Consider the following 1,146-nt stretch of genomic DNA (forward strand, 5'->3'; position numbering starts at 1 on the left):
GGCCGGCGCGGACCCTCCGCGCCGGCCCCGGCCGCAGCCGCCCCGCCCCTCAGGTCGAGGGCGCCGCCTGGGCGGCCCCGCCGAGGAAGGACTTCCAGCCGCCGGCCGGGGACTCGCCGGGCGCCAGCGACTGCAGCTTGCGCAGCACCGCCGGGTCCTGCACCTCCAGCCACTCGACCAGCTGCCGGAAGGACACCAGCCGGACCTCCGGGCGGCCGGCGATGCCCTTGAGGGCCTCCTCGACGGCGTTCATGTAGATGCCGCCGTTCCACTGCTCGAAGTGGTTGCCGATGATCATCGGCGCCCGGTTGGTGGTGTACGCGCGCTCGAAGCCCGCCAGGTAGGAGTCGCGGGCCTGGGTCTGCCAGGCGCCGTACCGCGCGGTGTCGCCCTTGGTGCTGTTGCCGGACTGGTTGTACATGATGTTGTAGTCCATCGAGAGCACCTGGAAGCTGTGCCCCGGGAAGGGGATGGACTGCAGCGGCATGTCCCACAGCGCCCCGCCCTGGAACTTCTGCGGCCACACCTGGAGCCCGCCGGGGCCGCTGCTGTCGTACTTCCAGCCCCGCTTGGCGGCGGTCGGCAGCAGGCCGCGCTGGCCCTCCAGGCAGGGGGTGCGGCCGCCGATCAGCTCCTTGCGGTAGTCGAAGGGCAGCGCCGGGAGGTCGGTGAGGCCGGTGTTGGTCCGCCAGTTCATGACGAAGTCCATGGCCTGCTGGATCTCGCTGTCCCAGTCCTCGGGGGACCACCGGCCGCCGCCGGTGGGGCCGCAGAAGTGCCCGTTGAAGTGGGTGCCGATCTCGTGGCCCTCCAGCCAGGCGTCGCCGACCTGGCTGATGGTCTCGCGGATGTGCTCGTCGCTCAGGTAGCCGATGTCGGAGGCGCCGACCGGGTGCTGCGGCGGCCGGTACAGGTCCCGCTTGGACTCGGGCAGCGTGTAGATGCCGCTGAGGAAGAACGTCATCTTGGCGTCGTGGTCCTTGGCGAGCTGCCGGAACCGCGAGAACAGCCCGTTGTCGAGTTCGCCGGCGCCGTCCCAGGAGAACACCATGACGGCGAGGCGCTGGTCCGGTACTTCCGCACCTACATCGAGGTGGCGCACGAGAAGGTCGGCGAGCCGCTGACCGAGCGCCAGATCGCCGCGCT

Annotated in this window: 1 protein-coding gene; it reads right to left on the reverse strand. The window is 71.0% G+C overall.

Annotated elements, in window-relative coordinates; all coding sequences use genetic code 11:
• Positions 1-49 precede the first annotated feature (49 nt).
• A partial coding sequence (locus ABZ641_RS38750) for a hypothetical protein (protein WP_359989396.1) occupies positions 50-1,146 on the reverse strand: 1,097 nt, incomplete at its 5' end.

Origin of the sequence: Kitasatospora sp. NPDC007106, assembly GCF_040634455.1 — a bacterium.
In the GTDB taxonomy this organism is placed as follows: domain Bacteria; phylum Actinomycetota; class Actinomycetes; order Streptomycetales; family Streptomycetaceae; genus Kitasatospora; species Kitasatospora arboriphila.